Genomic DNA, 18671 nt, shown 5'->3' on the forward strand with positions numbered 1-18671 from the left:
CGGCATGGCCACCACCGAAGCGTCCGCACCGACCGCGATCCGCGGACAGTCCCGCAACCTCGCCGCTGCGACCGTCGCCTTCGGCATCAGTTTCTGGGCTTGGAACGTGATCGCTCCGCTCGGCGTGCACTACACCGAGCTGCTGAGCCTGAGCGGTGGTCAGAAGGCATTCCTGGTCGCCATCCCGGTGCTGGTCGGCTCGCTCGGCCGGATCATCGCCGGGGCGCTCGCCGACAAGTTCGGTGGCCGGCTGATGTTCACCGTGCTGCTGGCGCTGACCGCACCGTTCGTGATCTTGGTCGGCGTCGCCGGTGCGGCGGCCTCGTACCCGTTGTTGTTGATCTTCGGATTCCTGCTCGGAATCGCCGGTACGACCTTCGCCGTGGGTATTCCGTTCGTCAACGCCTGGTATCCGCCGGCCAAGAGAGGCATGGCGACCGGCATCTTCGGTGCGGGGATGGGCGGAACCGCCTTCTCTGCCTTCTTCACGCCGCGTTTCGTGGAGTGGTTCGGCTACTTCGCGACCCACCTGATCATTGCCGTCGCTGTCCTGCTCGGTGCGGCGATGTGCTGGTTCGCCCTGCGGAACGCGCCGTCCTGGAGGCCCAGTGACTTGCCCGTCCTCCCCAAGATCGCCGGCGCGGCGCGGCTCGCGATCACCTGGAAGATGGCCTTCCTGTACGGGATCTGCTTCGGCGGATTCGTCGCGTTCTCCACCTACCTGCCGAGCTACATCAAGGACGTCTACTCGTTCAATCTCACCGAGGCCGGCACCCGGACCGCGATCTTCGCCATCACCGCGGTGATCGCCCGCCCGATCGGCGGCGCACTCTCCGACCGGCTCGGCCCGCGCCAGGTGGTGGCGATCTCGTTGGCCGGAACCGCGATCCTGGCCGTGGTGGTGGCGTTCCAGCCGCCGCCGGACCTGGGGTCCGGGAGCACCTTCGTGCTGCTGGCACTGTTCCTCGGCCTGGGCACCGGTGGGGTGTTCGCCTGGGTGGCGGTGCTGGCGCCGCCGGACCGGGTCGGCAGTGTGACCGGTGTGGTCGGCGCGGTCGGCGGTCTGGGCGGCTTCTTCCCGCCGCTGATCATGGGAGCCACGTACCAGGTCTTGCTCCCCGACTACGGCTTCGGGCTGGGGCTGCTCACCCTGCTCGCAGCCGGCGGACTCGCCTTCACGCTGTTGAACAGGATCGATCGGGCCTGAACGCCATCGGCCGCCGACGCAGCAGCGTCGACGGCCGATGATTGAGGCTCTGACCCCGGACCGTGGCCCGGGGTGTTGTTGTGTTCGGGGTGTCAGCGCAGTCCGAGCTTGCTGCTGCAGGCCGGCCAGGCGCCCCAGCCCTGACCCTTCTGGACCTTCTTGCCGATCCGGATCTGCTCGGCGCGGGAGGCATGGTGCGGCATTCCCGAGCCACCGTAGCCCCGCCAGGTCTGCAGCGTGAACTGCAGCCCGCCGTAGAACCCGTTTCCGGTGTTGATCGACCAGTTACCGCCGGCCTCACACTGGGCCAGCCGGTCCCACACGGTGTTCCGCGAGCTGTAGCTGGCGGCCTTCACCTTCTTGCTCGAGCTGCGGGCCTTCTTGTGCGACGAGCCCTTGTACGGCTTGTTGTCGTCATTCAGCAGGACCCTCCAGACGGCCTTGCCGGCGACGCCGGTGACCTTGAGGTCCTCGCGCCGCTGCAGGTTCTTCACCCGGGAGCTGGTGATGTCGCCGAAGTATCCGGTGGTCGGGACGCTCGGCCCGTACTTCGACAGTTCGCGTTGCAGCCTCTTGACCGATCCGCTGCGATCGCCGTGGTGCAGCCGCGGACGGCTGGACTTGGTGGAAGCGCTGCTGGATCGCTTGCCGCCGGTGAAGGAGGCGATCTTCGGCGAGCTGACGTGGTGGCCGTCGGTGAGCAGTTCGTGCCAGACGCGGCTTCCGGCGACACCTGTCTGCTTCCAACCGTTGAGCCGCTGCACGCGCTTGACACGCTTGGTCGTCTTCGTGCCGAAGTAGCCGGTGTCGGACACGTTCGGGCCGTAGGCCGACAGCTCACGCTGCAGCCGCGTGACGGCAGCTCCGGACTTGCCCTTGCTCAGCTTCGGCAGGTCGTGTCCGATCGGTGCGGCCGACGCCGGTTCAGCGGTCGCCAGTCCGAGCCCGCCGACCAGTGCAGCACTGGCCAGGACGCCGACAGCGGCCTTGGGTGCCTTGCTCGGCTGCGCGGTACGGGCGGGCGCGACGGCCCGCCGGGGCTGCTGATGAGCTCGCTTGAAAAACGTTGCCGGCTCGGCGGGACGACTCAGATCCACACGTCGAGCGACCGGCTGTCGGCCGGTTGCGGGCATGTACTTCTCCCCTCGATTCCTGGCGTCGCCCCGATGCTCTTTGGCATCGACCAGCAGGAGATCTCGGACGTCTTCTGGTCCGTGATCGAGCCGGCTTCCCCGGCGACGATGACCGGGGATTCCCGGGCACGGTCCTGGACGTTATCGTTTCGAGACAATGAGAGCAATACGGTGGGCAAAGAACCGACGTATTCCTGAGCCAGTCGGAGAGGAACCTCCGAGCCCGACGTGGTGGAGATCCGCACAATTATTGCTTGTGCCGAGCAGGGCCTGAGCTGGCCGCTCGGGCCGATCCGGCGCCCTGTGCCGACTCCCGACATCATCATCGGACCCACCAGATGCATCGGCACCGGGACCCGATCGGTTTCCGGACGGGACCCGCGTCACGGCCGTCTCCTTCGATCCGCTCGAACCGTGTGCGCGCGTCCACATACCGGACTTCGGACTGTATCGGATCGCCGCTGGCAGCCTCCGTGGCAGCACGCACTGCTCGATCGGCCGGGCTTCGGCGTCCCCGGCGACCGGCCGGCGATGGCGGCTGCACTCCAGGAGCTCCGGCGTCGCGGCGCGGCCGGCCAGCGGGTCGAGGTCGGCTGCCGTGGAGGTCACGGACGTACCGGTACCGCGCTGGCTGCGCTCAGCCGACCTGACCGGACACCTGTCCGCCGGCGACGCCGTCGGATGGGTCCGGCAGCTCTACTGCGCGGAGGCGATCGAAACCCCCGATCAGGAAACGCTCGTCGCCCAGTTCGCCGACTGGAACCGCCCCGTTCCTGCGTAGCGTCCGCTGTGTAGCCGTCCCGGTGAAAATCCGGCCGACAGCTCTGGGAAACCGGCTCACCGGAAGCCGCGGTCAGCTCGGTGCACCCGATCGCCTGTCGCACCCTCGTGACTGTCGCACCCGAACTGGCTCGCCGTTGGTCGGCGCACCTGCATGTCACCCACTTCACGGCCGGCGGCAGCCATCCAAGCCAGGCTTGTGCCCGGTGATTGCACACCGGCATCCGATCACTTAAGGTCGTAACGACAATCATTCTCATTAGAAAGTTTGATCATGACGACTACTCGACCCTGGCGAGCCGGGCTGATCGCAGCTGCGACGGCCGGGCTGCTGACCGCTGCCGGTTGTGCCGCCGATTCCGGACCGAGTGCGGCTCCGGAACGCACCCCTGCCGCCGAACGGACCGAGGTGACCGGGACACGGATCTCGGTCAGCTACGACGGCGGCATCCTGGTGCTGGATCGGGACAACCTGCAGCCGGTCGCCGATCTGAAGCTACCGGGCTTCCTGCGGCTCAACCCGGCCGGGGACCAACGGCATCTGATGGTGTCGACCGGCGACGGCTTCCGGGTGCTCGACACCGGGGTCGAGGTCAAGGCGCACGGCGATCACAGCCACTACTTCGCCGGTCGTGCGGCGCTCACCGACGTCAGCTACACCGCGCCGGAGCCGGGGCACGTGGTCCGCCATGCCGGCAAGGTCGCGCTGTTCAGTGACGCCGCCGGCACCGTCCGACTGCTGGATCCCGCCACGGTGGCAGCGAAGCCGGCCGCCGAACCGGTGTGGACCGCTCCCGCACCGCATCACGGAGTCGCTGTCCCGACCGAGCAGGGCGGGATGCTGGTCAGCGTCGGGACCGAGGAAGGTCGGACCGGAGCAGCGGTGCTGGACCGAGACCACCAGCAGATAGCGGCCAGTGACGATTGTCCCGATCTGCACGGCGAGGCCGCAGCCGGCAACGGGACGATCCTCGCCGGTTGCACCGATGGTGTGCTGCTGTGGAAGGACGGCAAGTTCGTCAAGGTCGACAGTCCGGACAACTATGGACGGGTCGGCAATCAGGCAGGGTCACCGGAGTCCGATGTCGTCCTGGGCGACTACAAGACCGATCCGGACGCCGAGATCGAACGGCCGACCAGGATCAGCCTGATCGACACCGAGGACGAGAAGTTCCGGCTGGTCGAGATCGGCGCCAGCTACTCCTTCCGTTCCCTCGGTCGCGGGCCGGAGGGTGAAGCGCTGGTCCTCGGCACCGACGGCAAGCTGCACGTGATCGATCCCGACACCGGCAAGGTCACCCAACGGATCAAGGTGCTGGATGCCTGGAAGGAACCGGTGGCCTGGCAGGACCCACGCCCGACACTGCTGGTGGAGGGTGACACCGCCTGGGTGACCGATCCGGCCAACTCCGCGGTGCACGTGGTCTATCTGCCCACCGGGAAGCGGGTCGATACCGTCAAGCTGCCGCAGGTACCCAACGAGATCAGCGGAGTCGGCGAGCCCGCCGACCACAGCTGATCCCCAGGACGACCGAGATCCCTGAGCCAGAGGTCCCATTCGACAAGCTCAGGAACCGTTGGACTATCGGGTGAAGGTCAACTCGAGCCGTCCATGATCGACCGCTTGCGGAGTGATCAACAACCGCCACAGTTCGGGTCCCCAGAGCCCGATCAGGTTGGGGTCGTCGAGTTGCTTGGTCTCGCTGCGGATCGACGTTGCCCCGTCGACTCGCAGCGTGACCGAGCTGCCGGCAACGCCGAAGGTCACGGCGCTGCCGTCGATCCGTGGCTCCCGGGCGCAGGTCAGCGGCAGCACCACGGTCGGGCTGCCGTTCCCCTGCCACACGTCGGTGATCACCACCTGTCGCCGTGCTCGATCCAACCGCGCCGTCCGCCGGTAGCTGTCCATCCCCGTCCCCGACGGCCAGGCGTCGATCAGTTCCGCGGACACGCTGACCCCCTGGTCGTCGTCGACCTGCTGCACAGACCTCGCGGCAAACTCTGCGCCGGCCGACTGCACGGTGCCGTCGATGATCGGCAGGCAGTGCCAGTCGCTGTTCATCTCCCACAACTCGTAGCGCTGCGGACTGAAGGTCTTCTTGCTGTAGACACCGACACCCGGGTCGACGATCAACGGGTGGCCGTCGACGGCGATCGACAAGCCGCCGACGTCGTTCTGGTTGTGATGTTCGGCGTTGTGTCCGGCCTTCATGCAGAGCAGGAACCCATCGCTGCTCCCCTGCTGTTCCCGCGCGACCAACACCTGAAGATCGGGAAACCAGCGTTCCTTGATCAACGGAGCGTCGGTGGCAGGTGCTTCCAGGAAGCCTGGTTCGAAGATCTCCGACAGACCGCGCCACAGATTGGTCCGCGCTCGTTCCGGTCGAGGATTGGCAGCGTCGCGCAGGAAGATCGACAACTGTTCGGCCTGCGGATCGCCCAACAGTCGACCGGCCCGGTGCAGCACCGAGGACTCCAGCAGCCACTGCCCGTGGCCGTCGGCGTGCTGGATCATGTCCCGACCGTCGACATGCATCGCCACCGGGTAGCGGGACAGCGCAGCGACTGCCGGCAGCGCAAATCCGTCCAGTTGTCCGTCACTCGCACCGCGTAAGGCGTCCAGGCAGTCCAGCAACTTGGCCGGCCCGACCGCCCAGTAGGACTGACCTTCGGAGCACCCGCCGTCGGGCAGCAGTTGATCGACATAGGCGTCCAGTGCGGCGATGATCTTGCTCACAACCGCCGCCCGACGATCGGCGTCGTTCTCGGTGAACAGCGTGGCCACCAGGAGGTTGGAGCAGACCCACGGATTCCAGTTGTTCGGGGTCCGGCCCTGCTGGGACAGCCAGAACCAGTCGTCCCGTTCCAACAGCGGAGTGATCAACCGCCGGTCGATCTCGCCGACCACTCTGGCGTCGAAGGCATCGCCGCCGGCGGCGATCAGTCGATCCCCCATCAGGTAGCGGGTCCAGGCGAGTTGAGCGCCGGTCTCGGCCGCAAACAGATCGATCACCGGCTCGTCGGTCGCCGGCAATGGCAGCCGAACGTGGCGCCGGGAGAAGGAATGCGCCGGCACGCCCCAGAACGACTCCTCGCTGATCGACCAGACCGCGTCCATGATCGGATCGGTGAACCGATCCTCGGCGGTCAGGCCCGCACCGAGCACCAGATCGCGAAGGATCCGACGGCGGCCGAAGTGTGACAACTCGAAGCGGGACCGGTTGCCGTTGCGCTGGAAATCGGCGAACACCGAGGCCCGCAGATCCGGCCACGGTTCGTTCAGCGCCTGATCGGCGGTCTCGATCGACCGGTCCCGTACCTGATCGGGCAGGTTGCGCCAGGGCTCCCGTTCGTCGACGGTCGGGAAGGGATGCCAGTCGCCCAAGACCGATCGGACCAGCGACGGCGGCATCAGTGCGGTCAGTTCGCCGCGGCCGTACGGCAGATCGGGATCGTCGGGAAGAGCGTACGGTCGGGGCTCGGTGACGGCGCTGCGAACGGGCATGATCATTTGTCGCCCGATCCCTTCTTCTGGAGCTGGTCCTGATATTCCTTGCGCATCTCGTCGCCGACGGCGGACTTCCAGGTGGACAGCACGTCGCCGAAGCCGGAGTACGGTTTGCGGCCCTGGATGATCTCGTTGACGCTGTCCAGGAAGGCCTTGTCCGCGGTGGCGTTCTTCGTCGCCTGGGCGTTGGAGAAGAGCCCGATCGCCGGATTGGCCACGCCGTGCGGGACCTCCATCGACTGGTAGTCGTGCTGCTTCTTGGCGTCCTGCGGCCGCCCCGGGGAGTAGCTGGCCTTCGGCCCGTCGCCGAGGTAGCGCATCGGGATCGCCACGTTGACCTTGCCGGAGTCGGTCAGTGTCGGGTTGCCGGCCTTGTCGACCTTGTGGTCGACGCCCTCCTCGCCGTAGGACAGGTAGTAGTACTCCTCACTGCCGAACGGTGCGGCCAGGTAGTTGGCCAGGCGCAGGCAGAGCTTCACCCGCTCGGCGTCCATCTTCTTGATCGACGCCATGCCGAAACTGCCTGATCCCAGGGCCCACGGCGCGAGCTCGCCGCCGTCGCGTTTGTAGACCGGCATCAGGCCGAGCTCGAAACCCTCACTGGCCGCACCGGTGCTCTGATAGCTGTTGAAGCCGGTGTAACCGTCACTGGCGTTGATCGCGATGTTGCCGGCGGCGAAGAGCTCCTTGAACGGCTGCTGCGGATTGAACGCGTCGGGGTGCATCACGCCGGACTTCCACATTGCGATCAGATCGCTGACACTGCGCTTGTAGGCGTCGGTCTCGTAGGCGTGGGTGAAGGTGCCACCCTCGTTGCGCCAGACGTTGGGCTCCTCGTTCATCCGTGCCAGCAGTGCCCGCGGCTGACCGATCATGGAGTACGCCCACCGCCGCTTCTTGGGATCGGTGAGAGCTTTCCCGGCATCGAGCAGTTCGGCCAGCGATTTGGGTTCGGTGGAGACCCCCGCTTCCTTGAACCGGTCGGCGCGGATGAAGTTGTAGGTGCCGATCAGGCCGCGTGGCAGCGGTAGCCCGAAGATCTTGCCGTTGTAGATCACCGACTTCCACACCTGGGTCGGGATGTTGGCCAGATTCGGGTAGTCCTTGACCGCGTCGCCGCCCAGATACTCGTCCAGCGGGCTGAACCGCTTCTCCAGCAGTGACGGGAAGTTGGCCACCACCTGGGTCAGCATCATGTCCGGCAACTCGTTGCCGGCGATCACGGTGGAGAATTTCTGGATGTAGTCGGCGTTCGGGGTGATCTGGAGCTTGAGATCGATGCCGAGCCGTTCGTTGAGTCCCTGCCAGAACGGGTTCTTGCTGACTCCTGGCGGCACCGTCGCGTAGTTGATCACCATCCCGGTGATGGTGTCCTTCCCGGTGCCGGGCTTTTCGGGAACCGTCTTCTTCCGCTCCGTCGGGAACAGCTTGTAGGCGGGTTCGACGCCCTCGGTGGTGCCGGGGAAATCGGGCTTGGCGCCCTCGATCGGGATGTAGCTCGGCAGCTTGACCGACTGGTTGGTGCTGGCCGAGTTGGTCTCCGCCTTGGAACTGCTGCAACCGCTCAGTCCGCCGGCGACCAGGGCGGTGCCGCCCGCGCCGATCAGCAGCTTCCGGCGGTCGATCAGGGGCAGGGCACTGAATGCTGACACAGGTTCTCCCTTGAACGCATGGTGGTCCGCGATGATGATCGGAAAGGCCTTTCCGGACCCTAGGCCAAGATCATCAGCACCGCTACCCCAACCGCCATAGCTCGGCCCATTTGCCAAAAAGTTGCCATACGCACCCCGAAGGTGTCGGGTGGTTCACAGCCGTCGGGCGAGGATGACCCAAGCGGTACGGAGCATGATCTGGATGTCGAGGAAGGGTGACCAGTTCGCCAGATACTGCAGGTCGTGGCCGAGCTTGAACTCCGGATGCGTGTGGTAGTGGCCGTAGACCTGGGCCAGGCCGGTGATGCCGGGCTCGATCTGGTGACGTCGACGGTAGCCGGGGATCAGCCGTTCGTATTCGGCCATCTCCTCCGGCCGTTCCGGGCGCGGGCCGACGATGGTCATCTGGCCGGCCAGCACGTTGATCAATTGCGGGAGTTCGTCCAGCCTGGTGCTCCGCAGCCAACCCAGCCCCCGGATGATCCGCGGGTCGTCGGTGGTCGCCTGCACCGGTCCGGAGAACCGTTCCGCGTCGCGTCGCATGGTGCGGAACTTCAACATCCGGAACGGCGCCCCGTCGCGGCCGACCCGATGCTGGACGAACAGCAGCGGCCCACCGGCCCGGACGGCGACCAGGACGCCGGTGAAGATCATCAACGGGATGGTCAGCGGTGCGGTCAACACCAACACGATCACGTCCATCCACCGCTTCAGCCGCTGCTGCGAACCGGTCAGGATGTGCGCCGACAACGACACCACCGGCATCCCGCCGATCTCACCCACGGTGCGCAATCCCAGCAGAGAGTCGTGGGGACGCACCAGCTGCAGGGTCTCCACCCCTCGCAGTTCCAGCCGGGACAACGCGTCGGCGTAAAGATCACTCAGCCCGGTGCCGTCCAGCAGCAGGACACCGGTAGCGGCGTAGCGGTCGACCCGTTGTTCCAGGTCATCGGTCCCCCGGACCTGACCCGCGACCACGACCGCCGTCGTCTGACCCAGATGCTCGGCTGCCCGCAGGCAGGCCTCGGCACTGCCGATCAACAACACCCGCGCCGGGCCGGCGTTGCGTTCGCGGAGGCGCCGAGACACCGCCCGGGTGATCCAGAGCCCGACCGGCCCGACGATCGCGTAGGCCAGCAGAACGCTTCGCGGGATCAGGAACTCCCCCAACAACCAGCTGGTGACGCCGATCATCAGCGACGCCAACCAGACCAGGGTGATCAATCGGGACGCCGACGGCGGGACCACCAGCCGACGTTCACGGTCGTAGAGGCCGCCGAAGGAGAAGACGGCCAGGTGGATGATCGCGACGATCCCGTAGGACCAGACGTAGCGACTCAGGTGCGATGCGGCATTGAATCCGGGGCGTACCTGGATCATGACCGCAGTGATCGCGAACAGCAGCCCGTAGACGATCAGCAGATCCGCGACGTGCAGCAGCCGGATGCCGCGGCGATTCATCGCGCGCACCACCGTCAGCCGCGGCCGGGTGCGCGTCTTCGGCGGCCGTCGCTGCGGGTCGCTCGCCGGAACGGTCATCGTTGACGATCACACCACAGCCGGGCGGCGAGCGCTATCCGCCGCGCCCAACCGAGGCCCAGTCATGCCTCATGCTGGTCATGCCTCATGCTGGTCATGCCTCATGCTGTTCCAGCCACCGGTCGATCTCGGCCATGGTCGCTCCGAACGCGGACTCCAGGTCGATCCGGTAGCAGTCGGCCAGCGTCAGCACGCTCCACAGACAGTCGGCCAGCTCGTGGGCGAGCTTGTCCTGAACCTCGGCGGAACCGCGGACACCGGCCGCGGACTGTGTCAGCTTGGCAAGATCGCCGACGTCGCCGACGAACCCGAGCATGATCTCCTCCGGTGTCCAGGATCGACCGTACTGTCGCTCCTCGTAGCGGGCATACCGGGACCTGATCGTCCGCGCGGCCTCCTGCAAGGCTTGCAATTCCATCCGGCCAGTCTGCCGGTTCAGCGTGCCCGTTGTCGCCGGCCGACGATCACGGTCGCGGGATGGCCGTTGACCAGCACGTCGTGGCTGGAATCGACGGCCAGCCGATGGGCCTGCCAGTGCCGCAGGGTGGCGCCGACGAGGCGTCGCGCGGTGATCATCACGACCCGTCCGTCGGTCTTCAGGACACGGTCGAACGAGGTCAGGACGTCCTCGATGAACTCCTCGTAGTCGGCTCCGAGATCCTCGAACTCGCCCCACGGCGGGTCGGTCACGATCGCGTCGACGGTGTGGTCGTCGACGGACGGCAGCGTTCGGGCGTCCTCGCTCAGCAGCGTGACCTGTCGGGACCGCTGCAGTGCAGGATCGATCCGGGGACCCGATCGGCTGCCGTAGCGGAGATCGGAATAGATCGCCTGCCGGAGCGGACTACCGAGCCGGGAAGCGACCAGCGCCCCACTCCCGGCAAACGGATCGAGGAACACGTCGGTCGGCCGCCGTCCGGCCGCCCCCACCAACAGGTTGGCCAGGTCCGGTCGCAGCGCGCCGGGCTGCTGCTGGCCAGGCTTGGGCAGCTGGATCCTGCTGGTCAACAGCACCTCGTCCAGGTCCCGGCGGGTGAGCACCCAATATTCTCCGCCGCGCCCACCCCGGCGGTTGACCGTGCCACGGGTCCGGCGGGCAATCGACTCCTCCAGCCGGGATCGCGATCGTGGCGGCACCGACGCGAGCTGCCCGTCCTCGGAGAACATCACCCGGAACGGCTGCTTGCCGCCGGGCAGTTCCCAGCCGGACGCCCGCCGGGCGAGTTCGTCCAGGGACCGTTGCATCGCGCCCCGACGCGGCACCGATCCGATCACCCGGTAGGCATTCTTGAGATACCCGAGCCGGGTGATCTTCGAGGCGCCGCCAGCGGTGTCGATCATCATCGCGCTGTCGTCGGCGTAGATCTTGGTCGCCTTGAGGTCCTGGGCCATGGCGGCATCGACGAGGTCGCCGAGACCTGCGCCATGCAACAGCATCACTCGCACTCCTCGACCCTACCGGCTGGTCGCTGTACGACGCCGGACCCGACCTCCGCCCCTCGGTCGGACTGTTCCGCTCCTTGCCGCTTCGGCAAGAAGATTTGCCAGGTGTCGTCCCCCGGTGACCATGGAGACATCACCGACGCTCTCACCGAAGGACCCGAACATGCGCGACAACCCGACAGCTCAGGCACTCTACGACGTGACCGTGGTCGGCGGCGGCCCCGCCGGTCTCAGCGCGGCCATCGCCCTGGGGCGGTCCCGTCGCTCGGTGCTGGTGATCGACGCCGGCCGACCCCGCAATGCGCCCGCCGCCGGAGCCCACAACGTGCTGTCCCGGGACGGCATCCCGCCTCGGGAACTGTTGGCCCTCGGGCGCACTGAGGCGGTTGGGTACGGCGTCGAGATCGTCGACGGCGAGGTGACCACCGCCCGACAGCAGGACGGAGTGTTCGAGATCGCAACCGCCACCGGACCCAGCGTCCGGTCACGGCGGGTGTTGTTGGCCGGCGGACTCGTCGACGAGCTGCCGGACATCCCCGGCCTGGCCGAACGGTGGGGAACGACGGTGCTGCACTGCCCCTACTGCCACGGCTGGGAGGTCCGGGACCAGATGATCGGAATCCTCGCGACCACCGGCATGTCGGCGCATCAGGCCTTGCTCTTCCGACAGCTTAGCGACAAGATCACCTTCTTCACCCACACCGCCGGTGATCCTGAACCCGAGCAGGCCGAACAGTTCCGGGCGCTCGGCATCAGCGTCGTCGCCGGCGTTGTCGATCATCTCGACGGCACCGGCAGCATGCTGGACGGCGTCACGCTCACCGACGGTCGGACGATACCGGTCGATGCGCTCGTCGTCGGGCCGCGTTTCCGGGCCCGGACGGAGCTCTACGAGCAACTCGGCGGGCAGCCGGCCGAGCATCCGCACGGGGTGCTGATTCCGACCGACCCCGGCGGTCGCACCGATATCGGGGGCGTCTACGCGGTCGGCAACGCCAGTGACCTCTCGGCCTCCGTCGCACCGGCTGCCGGCGCCGGTGTGCTGGCCGGCGGAATGATCAACGCGGATCTGATCGCCGAGGACACCCGACGCGCGGTCGAGGCGATGCGCGAGGAGTGACAGGATCATCAGCATGCAGAACGATCAGCGGTTGCGACCGGCTTCGTCTGCCGACGAGCGAGCCATGATCACCGGCTGGCTGGACTGGCAGCGGCAGACGGTACCGCTGAAGTGCGCGGGCCTGACCGACGAGCAGGCTCGTCGCAGGCTGCTGCCGACGTCGCCGGAGATGACCGTCGGTGGACTGGTCAGTCACCTCATCGCCGTCGAACGGCACTGGCTGGTCGGGTCGTTCCTCGGTGAACCTGCCGGCCCGCTGGACGACGACGGCTGGGTCGACGACGAGCCGCTGGACAGTCTCGTGGATCGCTACCTCCGACAGTGTGAGGTGTCCCGCCGGATCGTGGCCGCGCACCAGCTCGACGAGCTGGAACGCTATGCGCCGGAGGGGATGCCCGTGCTGTCGTTGCGGTGGATCCTGCAGCATCTGATCGAGGAGACCGCCCGCCATCTCGGCCACCTGGACATCCTCGCCGAGCTGCTCGACGGTCGCCGCGGAGCATGAACCCATCGGCTCCGTCGGTGGCCGGGTTCAGCCGGAAAGCTGCTCGGCGAACAGATCGGCGAACCGTCCCGCACGGGAGAGCAACTCGTCGTAGCTGCCGACCTGGACCACCCGGCCCCGATCGAAGACATAGATCCGGTCCATTCCCTTCAAGGTCCAGGCGCGGTGCGAGACCACGATGGTGATCCGGTTCCCCTTCGTCCGCTGCAGTTCGGCGAAGATCTCTCGTTCGGCCTCGGCATCCACCGCGCTGGTCGGCTCGTCGAGGATCCAGATTCCGGCGTCGCGCAGGTGGATCCGGGCCAGCGCCAACCGCTGCCACTGTCCGCCGGACAAACCGACGCCACCCCACTGCTGCCCCAGCTGGGTGTCCAGGCCGTCCGGCATCGACGCCACCAGTTCGGCGAGCCCGACCGAACGCAGCGCCGACCACAGCTCCTCGTCCGCGACCTCCCCGGCCGACCGTCCCAACGCCACCACATCGCGGACCCGGAACTCGTACCGTCCGAATTCCTGGGTCAGCAGACCGATGCGGCTCAACAGGTCGGCATGGGTGAGGTCGTCTGCACTGATCCCGTCGATCATGATCGTCCCCGATTGTCGTTCGACCACACCGAGGATGGCGTTCACCGTCGTCGTCTTGCCGGCACCGTTGGCTCCGACCAGGGCGATCACCTCGCCCTTCTCGACGGTCAGGGACACGTCCCGGACCGCCCAACCGGCCGCGTCCGGATAGCTGACGCTCACTGCCTCGGCGGTCAGCCGTCCGACGGTCGCGGGCCCGGACGTCGGATCGTCCGGCTCGGCGGTTCCGACGACCGCGGCATACGCCTCGGCCTGCGGTGCGGTGGAGACGATGTTGCCGAACGCGAAGCCGGTGAACCGGATCGCCGACAGACCGGACAGGATGCCAGCCACAGCCGCCGCGGCCAACGCTGCGCCGACGTCGGTGATGATCATCGACACCAGAGCGGCGGCCAGCAGCAGGGCGGTCGCCGCCGAGGCCGCCGACTCCCATCGCATGTCGATCGCGATCAGCCGGTCGAGCATGATCATCTTCTGTCGTTGGGTCTGCGACACCAACGAGGCAACCTTGTGGCCGCTGCCGAGCAGCGCGAGCTCACTGCCGGTGCGTTGCTGCACCAACTGTTCCATGGCGTAGGTCGATCGTCGTTCCACCGCAGCGATCGGCGGCCAACCCACCGACTCCGATCGGGCGATGAAGGTCATCGCCAGGACGGTCGGCAGCAGGGCCGACAGCACCAGGATGCCGGCCGCCGCGGAGAAGCCGAAGATCGCTGCGCACAGGCCGATCGACGTCAACGCGGTGCCGACCAGTTGCAGCGTGTCGCCGGGCACCCGGGTCATCCGATCGACGGCCAGGGCAGCGGCCTGCAGGCGGGTATTGGTGGCCGCCTCGGCGAGCTGCCGCGGATGCAGACCAGCCGCAGCGGCGGCGAGCCGGGACCGGTAATGATGGGCCAATCGGAATCCGGTCCGTTGCGACGCCGACAGCGCCAGATACCCGAGGGAGAAGTTCAGTCCGACGACGATCGTCAATCCCGCCAGGGTGATCGCCAGCCGGGCGTCCTGCGGACTCGGCGAATCGACCTGCTCCAGCAGAGCCTTCAACAGCCACACCTCTGCGGGCGGGACCAAGGCATGCACCAGGGTCAACAGGCCGGCAACCAGGAACCACCGGCGGGCCTGGCCGGCGGCGTCCCGTAGCCCGCGCCGGGCCGTACGAGCCGCAACGGCAATGGCACTGCGGAAGGACAGGTCTGAGGACGGCGAAACACGACGGGACCGGGACACGGCAACCTCTGCACACATCGACACGGGCATGGGCAGGGCGACAGCGCAGCACAGTTGATCATGACGATCGGAAGATCCTCATGGGTCGAGCCGGCATCGCTGCGCCCGTTGCCAAATGCGATGACGTCCGGATTCCCCGGACTCAGAGGCAGAGTGGCCTGGACACGACAAATCTAGCAGCCAGGCATCCTCAGGTCACCCCTGCAAGCGATCCAATGCTCGCCGCAGATCCCGCTCGTGGTGGATGATCTCGTGATCGGCCCGGGTCAGCAGCACCTCGATCGTCCGCGGCGATCCGTCGCTGCCGATCCCCTCCCGTCGCAGATGATCATCGTCGAGGGAGTTGATCATCGCGATCAGTGACCGGCAGGCCTGGTCGACGTCGGCGCAGACCCGTTGCACGCTGCGCCGCCGGTATTCACCGACCTCGGCCTCGATCGTCCAATCCATCGGCTGCAGTTGTGGACGATCCTCATCAAGCACCTGTTGCACCCGGCCGAGGTACCACGGAATCACCTCACCGAGGTGGGCGCCGTATTCGAGCATCGACCACTCCCAGGGCGCCAGCCGGTGCCGGACAGCCGCCGAATCGACCTTGCCGAGCGTCTCCTGCAGCAGCTCGGGAAGTTCCGTCGCGTGGGTGACACAGTCGTCGAGCCCGGTCCCGAAGTCGAATCCGCAGATCACGCAGCGTTGCACCGCGATCGGTACGGCATGCTGGATCTGACTCATCAGCCACCCGCCATCTCGCGTCGGCGACCCGCGTCGGGTCCGGACAGCCACGATAACGCCGGGGCGTGTCGGTGCGCAGCATGATCGCTGTGTCCCTGATCGCTGTGTCGGGGCCTGCTGACAGAATGCGCAACCCGAGGATGTTGGACACCACCCTCATCAGGCCACCAGGAGGAGGGCAGCGATGGAGCTGCGATTCAGTGGCAGCGTCTGGCATTGGCGTGGCCCGGCGCCGTACTACTTCGTCAGTGTGCCGGACGAAGAGTGTCTCGACATCAAAGAGGTCGCCAGGGCGCTGACCTACGGCTGGGGTGTGATCCCGGTGACGGTTCGGGTCGGGGACACCGAATTTGGCACCTCGCTCTTCCCCAAGGACGGTGGCTACGCGGTGCCGTTGAAGGATGCTGTCCGCCGGGCCGAGGGGATCGGAGAAGGCGATCGGATCACGGTCCGGCTGACCCTCGGCGAGCCCGGCTGATCGGTGCCGAGGGTGGACGGGTGTGTTCGTCGCTAGTCTGGACCGATGTCCACCACTTCGACAGCGCGGTACGACAGTCACGCGGACTGGTTCATCGACTACAGCAGCGACTGGAGGTCGGCGGCGACCGACTACCTGCCGGAGGATCTCTCCGATCAACGGGTTCTCGATCTGGCCTGCGGATTCGGCCAATTGAGCCGCCCGCTGGCAGATCGCGGCGCCACCGTGGTCGGCGTCGATCTCGCCGGCCAACTGATCGATCGGGCCCGACAGCAGGAGTCCGAAGAACCGCGCGGTGTCAGTTATCACGTCGGGTCGGCGACGGCCACGGACTGGTGGGACGGCACCGCATTCGACGGTGTGGTCTGCAATATGGCGCTGATGGACATCGATGATCTCGACGCCGCACTGGCAACGGTGCGCTCGGTGTTGCGGCCGGGCGGCTGGTTCACCGCCACCCTGTTCCACCCCTGCTACCCCGGCGACCCGCAGGATCCGACATCTTTGCCGAGCTGGCCACCGGACCGTGGCTACGACGCGGAGGGCTGGTGGACGACCGGCCAGAGTGGCGTCCGCGGCCACGTCGGTGCCCACCACCGGAAGCTGTCCAGCTATCTGAACGCCGTCCTCGCGGCCGGCCTGCAGCCGACCCGGTTCGACGAGCGGTCGACCGCGCTGCCGACCCTGTTCGTCATCACCGCGACTCGCAGCTGAGCCGGGCGATGACACTGGTGCTTCGGCTGGACACGGTGCAGGGAGCCGAGGATGTCCTCGCTGCCGAGCTGGCTGACCACGGCACGGCCCGTCCGATCGGCGCGGGCTGGGTCGAGTTGCGCGGCGCTCCGGACGACGGGGTGCAGGAGGTCGCCGACCGACTGCTACGGCTCGCCGCCGCGCGGTGCTTCACCGGCGTGGCCGTCCCGCTGCCCGGCATACCCCGGGAGCCGGCGTTCGATGCCGCTCTCTCGGAGCTGATCATGATCATGGAGAAGGCGGGATTCGCCGGTGATCACGGCTTTCGGGTGGCCGAACCGTCCACCGAGGCACGGGATGAGATCGCTGCCTCCATCACCGCCGCGATCGGTTGGCGCCAGCAGCCGAGCAACTGGGTGCTCAATCTGGTCCCGGGCGATGACGGCTGGTCCGCCCAGATCGGTCCGCTGCATTGGAGCCGCCGGAACGCAAAGCTGGAACGTCTCCCCTGGTCCACGCCGGCAGCATTGGCCGACGTCCTGGTCAGGATGGCCAAGATCAGAGCTGGACATCGGGTCCTGGATCCCTGCTGTGGCAGCGGCACCTTGCTGGTCGCCGCCGGTCTTGCCGGCGCAACGACCTTGTACGGGGTGGATCGCGATCCCGAGGCGGTCGCCGTCGCGACCCGCAACCTGGACACCCTGCGGCTCCCGGCGACCCTCCGTGTCGGTGATGCCGAGGCGTTGGGAACGATGAAGGGGGTCGGCGAGGTCGATCGGATCATCGGCAACCTGCCGTTCGGCAAACAGGTCGGAAGCCATCGCGACAACGAACGGCTCTACCCCGCGTTGCTGGACGGCATTGCCCGTCGGCTCAGCGCCGACGGTCGGGCCGTATTGTTGACCGAAGACAAGCGCCTGTTCACCGACAGCGTGCAACGCACCCGCGGGCTCAAGATCATCAATCAGGCCGGATTCCGCTACGGTGGCGCCACGCCGACCGGATATGTGATCACCCGCCGCCGACGGTGATCATCCGCAGGGTTGGTCCATGATGGTCGCATGACCACACAGCCGCTGCCGTCGAAGCTTCACGTCGTCGTCCTGGACGACTATCAGCAACTGATCGGGTCCTCGGCCGACTGGTCACGGCTCGGTGCCGAGAGCACCGTCACCTTCCTGGCCGAGCATCTCGAGGGCAGCGACCTGATCGATGCGCTGATCGACGCTCAGGTGGTGGTCGCCGTGCGGGAGCGGACGCCGTTGCCGGCCGAGATTCTGGCGCAACTGCCGGAGCTCCGACTGATCGTCACCGCCGGTATGTGGAACGCGTCGATCGACCTCGACGCGGCCCGCGCCCGCGGTATCGAGGTGTGCGGGACCCGCGGCATCGACGGTTCCGCGGCCGAATTGACCTGGGCGTTGATCCTGGCCGCCTTGCGTCACGTCCCGGACGAGGATCGATCGATGCGCAACGGCGGTTGGCAGACGACGATCGGCACCGATCTCGAGGGGCACACCCTCGGTGTGATCGGCCTCGGTCGACTGGGGAGCAGAGTCGCGCGGATCGGCATCGCCTTCGGCATGGAGGTGTTGGCCTGGTCGACCCATCTGGACCAGCAGCATGCCCGGCAGCTGGGAGTCACGCCGGTCGCCAAGGAGGAGTTGCTGCGCCGGTCCGACGTCGTCTCGTTGCATCTGAAACTGTCCGACCGCTCCCGCGGGACCATCGGTGCTGCCGAGTTGTCGATCATGAAGCCGACGGCGTGGTTGATCAACACCTCCCGCGGACCGTTGGTCGACGAGTCGGCCCTGCTCGACATCCTCGACCAGCGGCGGATCGGCGGAGCCGCGCTGGACGTCTACGACCGCGAACCTCTCCCCAGCGATCATCGGTTGCGATCCTTGCCGAACACCGTGCTGACCCCACATCTGGGCTACGTGACCGTCGACACCTACCGGCGCTTCTTCTCCGACGCGGTCGAGGACATCATGGCCTTGCAGGACGGTTCGCCGATCCGGGTGCTGCCCCGCTGACGACGACCGCCGACACCGGTCGGCAATCTC

17 protein-coding genes are annotated in these 18671 nt (G+C 67.1%); 9 read left to right on the forward strand and 8 right to left on the reverse strand.

Going from position 1 to position 18671, the window contains the following annotated elements; genetic code table 11:
• The first annotated feature begins 4 nt into the window (after positions 1-4).
• Positions 5-1207 carry an MFS transporter gene (locus tag BLU38_RS29250; RefSeq protein ID WP_091530710.1) on the forward strand — a complete coding sequence of 401 codons (1203 nt, stop codon included), beginning with the start codon at positions 5-7 and terminating at the stop codon, positions 1205-1207.
• Between the two features lie 92 nt (positions 1208-1299).
• Here BLU38_RS29250 and BLU38_RS32160 read toward each other — a convergent pair whose 3' ends face one another.
• Positions 1300-2340, reverse strand: a complete 1041-nt coding sequence (locus tag BLU38_RS32160; RefSeq protein WP_091530713.1) for a transglycosylase family protein — start codon at positions 2338-2340, stop codon at positions 1300-1302.
• Between the two features lie 598 nt (positions 2341-2938).
• Between BLU38_RS32160 and BLU38_RS29260 the strand changes: the two genes are divergently transcribed.
• Together BLU38_RS29260 and aztD are read left to right on the forward strand one after the other, a co-directional pair.
• Positions 2939-3121, forward strand: coding sequence for a protein-tyrosine phosphatase family protein (locus tag BLU38_RS29260; protein WP_091530717.1), 183 nt, complete (start codon positions 2939-2941; stop codon positions 3119-3121).
• A 273-nt stretch (positions 3122-3394) separates the two neighbouring features.
• Entirely contained in the window at positions 3395-4639 is a 1245-nt protein-coding gene (gene aztD, locus BLU38_RS29265) for a zinc metallochaperone AztD (protein WP_197679918.1), read from the forward strand.
• 63 nt (positions 4640-4702) lie between these two features.
• Here the strand turns inward: aztD and BLU38_RS29270 are convergent, their stop codons facing one another.
• The 5 genes from BLU38_RS29270 to BLU38_RS29290 form a co-directional block, all read right to left on the reverse strand.
• Positions 4703-6631, reverse strand: a complete 1929-nt coding sequence (locus tag BLU38_RS29270) for a heparinase II/III domain-containing protein (protein WP_091530720.1) — start codon at positions 6629-6631, stop codon at positions 4703-4705.
• On the reverse strand, positions 6628-8280 hold the full coding sequence (locus BLU38_RS29275; protein ID WP_091530724.1) for an extracellular solute-binding protein: 1653 nt from the start codon (positions 8278-8280) through the stop codon (positions 6628-6630). Before BLU38_RS29275 ends, BLU38_RS29270 begins: the two co-directional genes overlap by 4 nt.
• A gap of 153 nt (positions 8281-8433) precedes the next feature.
• Entirely contained in the window at positions 8434-9819 is a 1386-nt protein-coding gene (locus tag BLU38_RS29280; RefSeq protein WP_091530727.1) for a sugar transferase, read from the reverse strand.
• A gap of 94 nt (positions 9820-9913) precedes the next feature.
• Positions 9914-10237 carry a MazG nucleotide pyrophosphohydrolase domain-containing protein gene (locus tag BLU38_RS29285; protein ID WP_091530730.1) on the reverse strand — a complete coding sequence of 108 codons (324 nt, stop codon included), beginning with the start codon at positions 10235-10237 and terminating at the stop codon, positions 9914-9916.
• Between the two features lie 17 nt (positions 10238-10254).
• Positions 10255-11256 (reverse strand): TRM11 family SAM-dependent methyltransferase, encoded by a 1002-nt coding sequence (locus tag BLU38_RS29290; RefSeq protein ID WP_091530732.1) that lies wholly within the window; start codon positions 11254-11256, stop codon positions 10255-10257.
• 169 nt (positions 11257-11425) lie between these two features.
• Here BLU38_RS29290 and BLU38_RS29295 point away from each other — a divergent pair, with 169 nt between their 5' ends.
• Together BLU38_RS29295 and BLU38_RS29300 are read left to right on the forward strand one after the other, a co-directional pair.
• On the forward strand, positions 11426-12382 hold the full coding sequence (locus tag BLU38_RS29295; protein ID WP_197679919.1) for an NAD(P)/FAD-dependent oxidoreductase: 957 nt from the start codon (positions 11426-11428) through the stop codon (positions 12380-12382).
• A 13-nt stretch (positions 12383-12395) separates the two neighbouring features.
• The gene (locus BLU38_RS29300) at positions 12396-12887 is read left to right on the forward strand and encodes a DinB family protein (protein WP_231920089.1); all 492 of its coding nucleotides are present in this window, start codon (positions 12396-12398) and stop codon (positions 12885-12887) included.
• A gap of 27 nt (positions 12888-12914) precedes the next feature.
• On the opposite strand, the gene BLU38_RS29305 is transcribed toward BLU38_RS29300, so the two are convergent.
• Together BLU38_RS29305 and BLU38_RS29310 are read right to left on the reverse strand one after the other, a co-directional pair.
• Complete coding sequence (locus BLU38_RS29305; RefSeq protein WP_091533371.1) at positions 12915-14720, reverse strand: ABC transporter ATP-binding protein; 1806 nt, start codon at positions 14718-14720, stop codon at positions 12915-12917.
• 177 nt (positions 14721-14897) lie between these two features.
• Positions 14898-15434: a DinB family protein gene (locus BLU38_RS29310; protein ID WP_091530738.1), complete on the reverse strand. Its 537-nt coding sequence runs from the start codon at positions 15432-15434 to the stop codon at positions 14898-14900.
• Positions 15435-15618: 184 nt separating this feature from the next.
• On the opposite strand from BLU38_RS29310, the gene BLU38_RS29315 reads away from it, so the two are divergent.
• From BLU38_RS29315 to BLU38_RS29330, 4 genes are read left to right on the forward strand one after another with little or no spacing between them, the layout of a single operon-like run.
• Complete coding sequence (locus tag BLU38_RS29315; protein WP_091530741.1) at positions 15619-15912, forward strand: DUF1905 domain-containing protein; 294 nt, start codon at positions 15619-15621, stop codon at positions 15910-15912.
• Between the two features lie 45 nt (positions 15913-15957).
• Complete coding sequence (locus BLU38_RS29320; protein WP_091530744.1) at positions 15958-16626, forward strand: class I SAM-dependent methyltransferase; 669 nt, start codon at positions 15958-15960, stop codon at positions 16624-16626.
• An 8-nt stretch (positions 16627-16634) separates the two neighbouring features.
• The gene (locus BLU38_RS29325) at positions 16635-17636 is read left to right on the forward strand and encodes a TRM11 family SAM-dependent methyltransferase (RefSeq protein ID WP_091530748.1); all 1002 of its coding nucleotides are present in this window, start codon (positions 16635-16637) and stop codon (positions 17634-17636) included.
• A 30-nt stretch (positions 17637-17666) separates the two neighbouring features.
• Positions 17667-18641, forward strand: a complete 975-nt coding sequence (locus BLU38_RS29330) for a D-2-hydroxyacid dehydrogenase family protein (RefSeq protein WP_091530751.1) — start codon at positions 17667-17669, stop codon at positions 18639-18641.
• The last annotated feature ends 30 nt before the right edge of the window (positions 18642-18671 follow it).

This window comes from Microlunatus soli, assembly GCF_900105385.1.
In the GTDB taxonomy this organism is placed as follows: Bacteria; Actinomycetota; Actinomycetes; order Propionibacteriales; family Propionibacteriaceae; genus Microlunatus; species Microlunatus soli.